An 8,322-nucleotide genomic window follows, 5' to 3' on the forward strand; every position below is an offset into this window, starting at 1 on the left:
GATCGCGGCGAGCGCTCCGGCCAGCACGGCGGCGGCGGCGATTCGCTTCACGAATCCGAAGTTGCGGGTGATGGTCATGGCGTGCTCCGTTCTGTGTCGGCCTCGCTGTAACGATTCATCAGGTAATGAACCGTCAAGTAACGGCAACTCAACTGTGTGGTCATCGGTGCTGCCCGGTTCAGGGCAGAGGCGGCAGGCCGGGCAGCGCGAACGGCAGTTGCGGCAGGGCCGGCAGGTGAACCGCCGGCAGCAGGCTCGGTGCGGGCGCCGGGATGTAGGGGTTGGGTGTGTTCCAGGCGGCCGGGCTCTGGGTGCCGCCGCCGTGGTCCGCCCGATCCCAATTCGCCGGCTGGTCGTAGCCGCCGTTGTCGTTGTGTGAGTCGCGGTCGGCGTACTGGTTCCCGCCACTGTTGAGGTGGTCTTCGTACCCGTCGTAGTTCTGCTGGTTGTGGTCGACGTAGCCGTACTGACCGTTGTCGTCCCAGCCGAAATCGCCGTTGCCGTTCCAGCTGTCGCTATCGCCGGAGCCGTCGCCGGAATCGCTGATCTGGGCCGCCTGACCCGGGTCGGCGAGGGCGGAGCCGGCGGTGACGGCCAGTGGCGTGAGAGCGAGGACCGCGATCGCGGCGATTCGCGCGGCGAGGCGGCGGGTGCGCTGTGCGGGGTTCGGGTTCATCGGCGGGTCCTCACTCGTTCGCGCCCCGATGTGGGATCTGGGGGCGGGTCGCGCTCCGGAAAGCGCTGCATTGGAACATCACCTACCGTACCGCTATTTAACGGTACGTTCAATGGGTTGGGGTCAAGGGGAGTGATCACGACTACTTCTGGGTGGTGGGTGCGGGCCGATGCCCGGCTCGGTGCTGGAACCGCGCCGGCGCCGACGACCGATGGTGGATGCTTCGGACGACGCTCGGCCGCTGTCGGCGCTCGGACGTGCTGGAAATCCGGTCCGGCGACGTCGCTACCGTCGACCCATGGAGATCCCCGACCTCGCCGACCTCATCTGGCTCTTCGAGGATGAGCCGACGCGAGAGTTCGATGATCTCGAGTGGCCCGTCGGACTGTATGCGTTTCGGCTCACCCGGGGGTTCAGGCCGTGTCGTTTTCGCTCGACCCCATGGCCGGCGAGGCGTATATCAGCCTCTATGTGGACGGGCAGGGGCATACGCACCTGGGTCGCCTTCGTCGATTGGATCGATTGAGCGTCGACCGGGGCCCGGCCGGCTACGAAGGTCTGCGGCTCTGGTTCTCGAGTGACGCGAACGGTCCGCTTGTGCTGCGAACCAGGCCTCGGATCAGCCTGTCGTGGAACGTGAAGGACCTGGGGACCTGGTAGCTCGTTCGGGCGGCCGGGTCGTGCGGCGCCCCCGGATTCATTGCCTATACGTATATGTCTACGTATAGTTGGGTTCATGCCGAACAAGACCATCTATGTCGCCGACGACGATCTGCCCCTGTTCCAGCGGGCACAGGAATTGGTCGGCGGCAATCTGTCCGGCGCGGTGGTCACCGCGCTCAAACGCTTCATCGAGTTGGAGGAGGGGAAGGCCGAGGGCTACGAGGAGATCGTGCTGCGGGTCGGCCACAACGGTGTCCGGCAGGTGCGCTTCCAGGGCGCTCTGCTCGGTGAACACCGGGACGTGGGCGATGAGCGGATGGAACACATCCGGGTGTTCCGGGGCCGCAAGGGGAAGTACGCGCTGCACGAGCAGTATTCGAACTGGTCGGACTATCCCGAATCGGCGAACTGGCTGCGTGACCTGAAGAACTGGCGCCGGATGCTCGGTATCGAGCACGACTGGGGCGATTATGTTTTCACGGTCGTGGACTCCCTGGAGGAATTGCGGGGCAAGATCCCGGACCAGCTCTACCAGCGGATCTCCGGGATCGCCGATCGTCCACCTGTGGAAGAACTCGATATCTGATCCGGTCCGGCCGGAAACGGCCGTGAACGCTGACGACCGCGCTCGCCCTCCCCGCCGGTCCGCCGCGGGGAGGCCGGCGTTCTAGTTGCGTTCGACCTCGATCGGATGGGTGGCCAGCAGCGACAGCGGGAGCGGCTGCCGCCGCAGTACCTGCGCCCACATATCGCTGCGTCGCCCGGCGATCGGGTCGCTGGGCAGGGCGGACACCACGATCCAGTCGTCGTTGGCCAGTTCGCTGTCCAATTGGCCGAAGGTCCAGCCCGCGTACCCGGCGAAGATCCGTACCCCCTCGACGAGCGGGCCGATCCGTTCCGGCTCGGCATCCAGGTCGACGAGGACCACCCGGCCGTCCACTCGCCGCAACCCCTGCGCACCGTCGATGGACGCGCCCACCCGCAGGGTGCCCAGGCACAGCGCGGCATCCCGTTTGACAGGGCCGCCCACGAACAGGGTGTGCGGCCGGGCCGACAGCTCCGCCCACTGCGGCAGCACATCGTGCACCGGGGTATCGCTGGGCCGGTTCAGCACCACCCCGAGCGTTCCCGCGTCGTTGTGTTCGATGATGTAGACCACCGTGCGGCGGAACGTGGGCTCGGCCAGGTCGGTCGAGGAAACCAGTAGTGTCCCGGCCCGGACCGTCTGCTCACCCTGCCGGTTACCGCGACGACCAGGTGCGGGCTCGTGCCCGTCACCGCGGCCGCCCCGGGTCTTGCGATCATCGGGGTCATCTGCCTGCGCCACCTGGCCATCATCGCAGTTATTGCCCGACTGTGCCGCTCTGATCCACTGTTCACTTCGCGCGAAGTTCGCTCGACCGCCGTTTTCGCGCCATCTGGACATACCGCCACGGCCTCGTAGAGTCAGCCGTATGCGTCCCCCCGAGGTGCTCCTGGACAACAGCGACGATGTGTACGCCTTCTACCGGGTACACCGGCAGAACCGCCTGCAGGCGATGGGTGCCTACGCCCTGCTCGGACGGCGCTACCGGCCACGCGTCGGCTACGCGGCCGGGGCGCGTGAGGCGATCGGGGCCCTCGTCCGTGCCCGGACCCCGCTGCTGATCGCGGTGAACCACCTGTCCCGGCTGGACCCCTACACCCTCGCGGCGGCCGCCTGGCGCAGCGAACTACGGCCCATCATCGGCCGCACCCGGGTGCTGGCCAAGGACGAGTTGTTCGAGGAGGAGAAACTGCGCCGCCGCATCGACATGATGGGCGGCATCCCGGTGTTCCGCGGAAGCGACCACGGATTGCGGGCGGTGAACGCGGCCGGGCAGCGGATGATGGATATCTGCGCCGAACGCCTGGCCGACGGCGACAGCCTGGCCATCTTCCCGGAGGGTACCTGCAACGATGTCGACCCGGCGCAGGTGCAGGCGGTCGGTACGGGTATCGGGCATATCGCCTTCCGGACCACCAAACTCGGCGCCCGGCCCGCACTGGTCGCGCTCGGCCTGAGCTACGGCCCGCGTGCCGACCCGGCGGTCGAACCGACCAAGGAGCAGGCGAAAGCGGCGAGCTTCTACTTCGGCAGGCCCCGAACCGACCTGCCCACCCGGCCCGCGGAGATCGCCCGGCTGGTACGCACCGACCTGCAGCAGGCCCTCGACGGCGCCGTGGCCGCCTACTGAGACCCCGTCCCCGGCCCCGCTGGGGCGTGTTCGCAGAAGGAGTGGTTTGCGCGGCGCTGGATCACCACACCTTCGAACGAGTGACCGCGCGGTCTATTGCGGTAGCCCGAGACGGTCGCGGGCCCAGTGCGGCACCAGCGACAGGTACTGGGGTCTGGTCTCGATGAAATGCTGGACCACCCGGCACATGGGTAGCACACCCAGCCCTTCGGCGCGGGTGGCGTCCAGGGCGGCCGCGACGAGGGCCCGGGCGCAATCCCGGCCGTCGAACCGCGGGTCGACCTCGGTGTGCACGAAAGCGCGCTCGCCGACGGTGTCCTGATATTCGGTATATCCCGCGACCTCGCCGTCGACCGTGATCTCGAAGCGTTCCAGTGCGGTGTTGTTGCGGACCTCCGTCGGCATGGCTCGACGTTACTCGTTCGGCGGTGAATTTTCGCCTCGATACACGCGGTGGGTCAGTCCATTTCGATGATCGCCCGCCCGACGATCTCGCCGCGGGCCAACGCGCCGTAGGCCTCGTCGGCCCGGTCCAGCGAGTAGCGGCGGGTGATCACCTCCTGCGGCCGGACCGTGTTCGCCGCGACCATCCGCAGCAGCGCGGGCATATCGGTACGCGCCTTCGCGCCGTAGGAGCCGCGAATCTGTAGTTTGCGGCGTACCAGCCGGGCCAGGTCCACCGTGCCGGTGGTGCCGGCGGGCGCGATCCCCACCACCACCGCCCGCCCGCCGTCGTCCAGTACGTCGAGGGCCGTCGCGAAGGTCGCCGCGCTGCCCAGCGCCTCGAACGCCACATCGACCCCGTGTCCACCGGTCAATTCCCGGACCCGGGCCACCGCGTCCTCGGTGGCGGAGTTGATCGTATGGGTGGCACCGAGTTTCGCGACCGCGGCCAGTTTGTCGTCGCTGATGTCTATCGCGATGATGCGGGCGACCCCGGCCGCCGCCGCGAACTGCACGATCGAGGATCCGACGCCGCCGGCCGCGACCACCGCGATCCGATCGCCGAGCCCCAGCCCGGCGGTGTGTACGGCGCCGAGCGCGGTGAAGGAACTACACCCCAGGATCGACACGGCCTCGAGTCCGACGTCCGCCGGGACTTCGAAGACATCGGAGGCGGGCACCACGCAGTATTCGGCGAGCCCGCCCATCGAGTACATGGCCAGCGGGGTTCCGTCGGCGCGGGCGAGGCGGGTCGCTCCGTCGTAGAGAGTGCCGCCCAACCGGTTGTACGCGAAGAATTTCTCGCACAGGTCCTCGGCGCCGCGGACACAGTGGCGGCAGTCGCCGCAGGGCATGATGAAACTGCAGACCACGTTGTCGCCGACCGCGACCGTGTCCACGCCTTCGCCGAGTTGTTCGACCACGCCGGATACCTCGTGGCCGAGCACCGCGGGCACGGGGAAATCCACCTCCGAGCGCAGCACGTGCAGGTCGGTATGGCAGACCCCGCAGGCGGTGACCCGCAGCAGGACCTCACCGCGCCGGGGGACCGGCACCGGGATGTCCTCGATCACCAATCGGGGTTCGGTTCCGTGGAAAACTGCGGCCCGCACGCCACTCTCCTCCGCCATTCGTTCCGGCACATCCGCCCGACGTCCGCGTGGGTACAGCCCGGCAGGACCACCGTCTCAGAAAAAGGCGCGGCCGGGGAGCGGTTCGGTGATCGGTTCCCGAACTGTGGCACTCGATCGGTCCTGTAGGGGGTCCTATCTGCGGTTTCGGATAAACGAGAGCACTGCTCTTGACAGGTGTGCCGAGAAATGCGATTGTTGACCACAACAGAGAGCACCGCTCACTAAGGAGACTGTGATGACCACCGCGACCCGCTACCTCGCCCCCACCGGTTTCGACCCGATCTTCAACCGGCTCGCCAATCTGTTGCCCAAGCTCGGAATCAGCGTCGCCGGTTCCCGGTTGCTGGCGGTGCGTGGCCGCAAATCCGGGGAGTGGCGGACCACCATGGTCAACCTCATGACCGCCGCCGACGGGCAGCGCTATCTCGTGGCGCCGCGCGGCCACACGCAGTGGGTGCGCAATCTGCGGGTCGCCGGTACCGGCGAGCTGCGACTGGGCCGGCGGACCGAGGTCTTCACCGCGGTCGAGGTGCCCGATGCGGACAAGGTGCCGCTGCTGCGGCTCTACCTCGAGCGCTGGGGCTGGGAGGTCGGCCGCTTCTTCGAAGGCATCACCAAGGACGCCACCGATGCCGAACTCGCCGGAATCGCGCCGGGCTTCCCGGTTTTCCGGATCGAGAGCGCGAACTGAGGCGCGGTGCCGGGGGCGGGCGTCAGGCCCGGCGGGTCAGCAGGTATTCGATCGCGGCGGCATAACCCTGGATGCCCATCCCGGCGATCACCGCGTCGGCGATGGGAGAGACATAGGAATGCCGGCGGAACTCCTCGCGTGCGTGCACATTGCTGATGTGCACCTCGACGATCGGTACCTCCGGGACGACCAGCGCGTCGCGTAGTGCCACCGAGGTGTGGGTCAGGCCGCCGGGGTTTATCACGATCGCCGACGCCGCGCCGCGCGCCTCGTGGATCCGGTCGATCAGCGCGCCCTCGGAATTCGACTGGAAATGGGCGATCTCCCACCCGTGCGCCGCCGCGGTCCGACGACACAATTCGATTACATCGTCGAGGGTTTCCGAGCCGTAGATCTCCGGTTGCCGAGTGCCGAGCATATTCAGGTTCGGCCCGTTGAGGACCAGAATCGGGCTGCTCGAGGTTTGCGGGACGGTGGCATCGGACATGACAGCAACCCTACCGACACCTCACCCGCGGGCGAAGGATTCTGAGCTACCGTAACGGGGTATCTCTTCGATGAATGCGGACTCGCGGGGTAACGGCGCACCGCTTCTGATCGATCGGTAGCGTAGCGTCGCCGGGTGTTCTCGGGCGCCCCGATAATTGATCATGGTCCGCTGTGCGACGAGTTGGGCTCGGCCGCAACTGCACACGGTGGGACAGGGTATGGTTTCGGGTTTGCGATCACTCGCAAGCAGGCATTTTTCAGGTACGGTGGTCTTGTTACTGGAGTGACAAGAGTGAAGAGTGGGCGACATGGACGTGAGGGGATCCCGCCGCTTTCGCTTCCGGGGCGCAATGGCCCTTGTGGGGGTGGCGGCTCTGGCAATTGCGATGGGATCGTGTGGGTCCGGGACCGAGGCGGCCGGACCCGAAGCGGTCGTCGATCAATTCACCGAACGGCTCGACGAGCACGACTATGCCGCCGCGGCGGAGTTGACCTCCTACCCCTCCGCGGCTTCGGCAACTCTCCAGCAAATGTTCGAAGGGCTGGAATCGGGCACCGTCGACTACGAGAAGGCGCAATTCATCGGACTCGATGCCGAATCCGGCATCTTCAGTCTCGACGTCCAGTGGAGCTTCGGCGAGCAGAAGAACTGGTCCTACGGGCTGGAGGGCACGGTCCGCAAACTCTCCAACGGCTGGCGGATCTCCTGGGACCCGGCCGTGGTCATGCCCGAGCTCAACCAGAACCGCACCGTGCAACTGGTGCGCACCACACCGGACCCGCCGCCGAAGGTCGTCGACAATATCGGTAAACCGTTGATGACCCAGCAGATCATCAACGTCGTCGAACTCGATCCGGCCCGGATGCCCGACCCGGTGGCCTCCACCGACGCGCTGGCCCGCGCCATCGAACCGGTGGCGCCCCTGATCACCGGCGCGTCGTTGCGCGACGATCTCGCCGCCGCCGGCGGAAAGCCGATCACCGCGGTCAGCCTGCGGGAGGGCGATTTCGCGATTCTGGAACCGCGGATGGCGCCGATCCCGGGCGTGGTGATGAAACAGGAGCCGCGGCTCATCGTCTCCGATCGCCGGATCTTCTCGCCGATGCTCGACGCCATGAAGAAGGTCTGGGAGCAGAGCCAGGACCAGCATTCCGGCTGGGGCGTGCAACTGTTCGAGAACGGCCGCTTCGTCAAACAATTGGCGGGCAACCAGGGCCCGGCCGGTCCCGATATCGCGGGCACCATGGACCAGCGGTTGCAGCGCGCGGCCGAGGACGCCGTGGTCAGCGTGGGATCGCCCGCCTCCATCGTGGTCACCCAGCCCTCCACCGGCGCGGTCGTGGCGGCGGCGCAGAACAACTACTCGAGCGCCCAGGGGCCGGTCGCGTTCACCGGGCTCTACCCCGTGGGCGGTGCCATCGAACTGTTCAAGAAGGCGGCCGGGGCGGCCCAGGGCAAAGCGCCCGCGGACGTCAGCGACCAGGAAGTGATCGAGGCGGCCGCCATGCTCGGCGTCGGCGTGGACTTCCGGGTCCCCGGCCTCGAGGAAGTGACCGGACGCCCGGCCGGGGCGGGCGGCGCCGAACCGGTTCGCCAGGGCGGTGGCACGGATTCGCTGCTGGTCAGCCCGTTCGGGATGGCGATCGCGGCCGCGGCCATCACCAACGGCACGGCCCGGCCGCCGATGCTCGAACGGGGTCGGCCCGGCGAAACCGACGCACCCATGGGCCCGCTGCCGGGCCCCGTCGACGCGGCCCTGCGTGCCGCGATGCGCGAAGGCATGAACGCGCCGCAGATGGCTCGGTTGCGCGGATTCCGTGATGTCACCGGATTCTCGGCCGCGGCCGGCGACGACGGCTGGCTGATCGCGAGTATGGGTGATCTTTCATTCGCCATCCATATCGCCGATGTCGACAGCGGCGATATGGTCGTCCGGATGGGCGAGCGGATGTTGCAGGCGCTGGCGAAGCCGGACGAATGAGCGGCGTCGCGGCGATCACCTGATCGCC

General features: G+C 67.6%; 10 protein-coding genes. 5 read left to right on the forward strand and 5 right to left on the reverse strand.

Going from position 1 to position 8,322, the window contains the following annotated elements; all coding sequences use genetic code 11:
- Positions 1–178: 178 nt before the first annotated feature.
- Positions 179–676, reverse strand: a complete 498-nt coding sequence (locus ABZV91_RS31370; protein ID WP_355249348.1) for a hypothetical protein — start codon at positions 674–676, stop codon at positions 179–181.
- Positions 677–1,096: 420 nt separating this feature from the next.
- On the opposite strand from ABZV91_RS31370, the gene ABZV91_RS31375 reads away from it, so the two are divergent.
- Positions 1,097–1,336, forward strand: a complete 240-nt coding sequence (locus tag ABZV91_RS31375) for a hypothetical protein (RefSeq protein ID WP_355249349.1) — start codon at positions 1,097–1,099, stop codon at positions 1,334–1,336.
- A gap of 76 nt (positions 1,337–1,412) precedes the next feature.
- Positions 1,413–1,925: an EXLDI protein gene (locus tag ABZV91_RS31380; RefSeq protein WP_355249350.1), complete on the forward strand. Its 513-nt coding sequence runs from the start codon at positions 1,413–1,415 to the stop codon at positions 1,923–1,925.
- 81 nt (positions 1,926–2,006) lie between these two features.
- On the opposite strand, the gene ABZV91_RS31385 is transcribed toward ABZV91_RS31380, so the two are convergent.
- Positions 2,007–2,666 carry a YqgE/AlgH family protein gene (locus ABZV91_RS31385; protein ID WP_355249351.1) on the reverse strand — a complete coding sequence of 220 codons (660 nt, stop codon included), beginning with the start codon at positions 2,664–2,666 and terminating at the stop codon, positions 2,007–2,009.
- Between the two features lie 127 nt (positions 2,667–2,793).
- On the opposite strand from ABZV91_RS31385, the gene ABZV91_RS31390 reads away from it, so the two are divergent.
- The gene (locus tag ABZV91_RS31390) at positions 2,794–3,555 is read left to right on the forward strand and encodes a 1-acyl-sn-glycerol-3-phosphate acyltransferase (RefSeq protein WP_355249352.1); all 762 of its coding nucleotides are present in this window, start codon (positions 2,794–2,796) and stop codon (positions 3,553–3,555) included.
- A 93-nt stretch (positions 3,556–3,648) separates the two neighbouring features.
- Here ABZV91_RS31390 and ABZV91_RS31395 read toward each other — a convergent pair whose 3' ends face one another.
- Positions 3,649–3,960: a GNAT family N-acetyltransferase gene (locus ABZV91_RS31395; RefSeq protein ID WP_355249353.1), complete on the reverse strand. Its 312-nt coding sequence runs from the start codon at positions 3,958–3,960 to the stop codon at positions 3,649–3,651.
- 53 nt (positions 3,961–4,013) lie between these two features.
- Positions 4,014–5,111 carry a zinc-binding dehydrogenase gene (locus ABZV91_RS31400; protein ID WP_355249354.1) on the reverse strand — a complete coding sequence of 366 codons (1,098 nt, stop codon included), beginning with the start codon at positions 5,109–5,111 and terminating at the stop codon, positions 4,014–4,016.
- Positions 5,112–5,367: 256 nt separating this feature from the next.
- Between ABZV91_RS31400 and ABZV91_RS31405 the strand changes: the two genes are divergently transcribed.
- On the forward strand, positions 5,368–5,823 hold the full coding sequence (locus ABZV91_RS31405; RefSeq protein ID WP_355249355.1) for a nitroreductase family deazaflavin-dependent oxidoreductase: 456 nt from the start codon (positions 5,368–5,370) through the stop codon (positions 5,821–5,823).
- Positions 5,824–5,845: 22 nt separating this feature from the next.
- Here the strand turns inward: ABZV91_RS31405 and aroQ are convergent, their stop codons facing one another.
- The gene (aroQ, locus tag ABZV91_RS31410; RefSeq protein ID WP_355249356.1) at positions 5,846–6,310 is read right to left on the reverse strand and encodes a type II 3-dehydroquinate dehydratase; all 465 of its coding nucleotides are present in this window, start codon (positions 6,308–6,310) and stop codon (positions 5,846–5,848) included.
- Between the two features lie 352 nt (positions 6,311–6,662).
- Between aroQ and ABZV91_RS31415 the strand changes: the two genes are divergently transcribed.
- The gene (locus tag ABZV91_RS31415) at positions 6,663–8,294 is read left to right on the forward strand and encodes an NTF2-like N-terminal transpeptidase domain-containing protein (RefSeq protein WP_355249357.1); all 1,632 of its coding nucleotides are present in this window, start codon (positions 6,663–6,665) and stop codon (positions 8,292–8,294) included.
- Positions 8,295–8,322 lie beyond the last annotated feature (28 nt).

Origin of the sequence: Nocardia sp. NPDC004568, from assembly GCF_040609955.1 — a bacterium.
Taxonomy (GTDB): domain Bacteria; phylum Actinomycetota; class Actinomycetes; order Mycobacteriales; family Mycobacteriaceae; genus Nocardia.

Coding starts and splice junctions, on each gene's coding strand:
- aroQ (WP_355249356.1), bottom strand. CDS start 6,310: ATGTCCGATGCCACCGTCCCGCAAACCTCGAGCAGCCCGATTCTGGTC.
- ABZV91_RS31395 (WP_355249353.1), bottom strand. CDS start 3,960: ATGCCGACGGAGGTCCGCAACAACACCGCACTGGAACGCTTCGAGATC.
- ABZV91_RS31370 (WP_355249348.1), bottom strand. CDS start 676: ATGAACCCGAACCCCGCACAGCGCACCCGCCGCCTCGCCGCGCGAATC.
- ABZV91_RS31415 (WP_355249357.1), top strand. CDS start 6,663: ATGGCCCTTGTGGGGGTGGCGGCTCTGGCAATTGCGATGGGATCGTGT.
- ABZV91_RS31405 (WP_355249355.1), top strand. CDS start 5,368: ATGACCACCGCGACCCGCTACCTCGCCCCCACCGGTTTCGACCCGATC.
- ABZV91_RS31380 (WP_355249350.1), top strand. CDS start 1,413: ATGCCGAACAAGACCATCTATGTCGCCGACGACGATCTGCCCCTGTTC.
- ABZV91_RS31390 (WP_355249352.1), top strand. CDS start 2,794: ATGCGTCCCCCCGAGGTGCTCCTGGACAACAGCGACGATGTGTACGCC.